Annotated in this window: 1 protein-coding gene; it reads right to left on the bottom strand. The window is 69.9% G+C overall.

Annotation, left to right across the window (positions count from 1 at the left end):
* Positions 1-105: 105 nt before the first annotated feature.
* On the bottom strand, positions 106-519 hold a 414-nt coding region (locus tag ACLJQF_RS48885), incomplete at its 5' end, for an ABC transporter permease subunit (protein ID WP_410617533.1).

Raw genomic sequence — 519 nt, 5'->3', positions numbered from 1 at the left:
ACGACGGCGCTCATGCCGAGGTAGACGAAATACCCGTCGAGCCCGACGCTCAGGCCGTAGCCCGCCGCGATCGCCACCAACGCGACGACGAACGGCATCCCTCGTTCAGCGAGCCGCATCCCACACCTCCTTGCGCTGCGACCAGAGCAGCAGCGCGACGATCACTGCGAACGGCAGGAAGTACCGCGCGACGGAAAGGCCGTCGACCTGGGCGGCCGCGCCCTGCACCAGACCGAGCATCAGACCACCCGCGACAGCGAGGTCCAGCCGCCGGAATCCGCCCAGCAGCGCCGCCGCGGAGGCCGGGACCACCAGCATCGCCAGCGAAGTCGCGTCGTTGGACTGTGACGGCGCGACGATCGAGATCACCAGCGTGCTGACCACGCCGGTGACCGCCCAGACCGCGACACTGAGCCGTTTCGCCGGGATGCCCAGCAGTTCCGCCGTGGTCGGGCGCTCGGACAACGCCCGCAGCTGCACCCCGGCCGAAGTCCGGCTCAGCACGATCTTGCTGGCCAC

The sequence above is a fragment of the Amycolatopsis sp. lyj-109 genome (genome assembly GCF_046548995.1).
In the GTDB taxonomy this organism is placed as follows: Bacteria; Actinomycetota; Actinomycetes; order Mycobacteriales; family Pseudonocardiaceae; genus Amycolatopsis.
The sequence above is the reverse complement of the archived record's forward strand: the minus strand, read 5'-3'. Positions and strand labels throughout refer to the sequence as shown.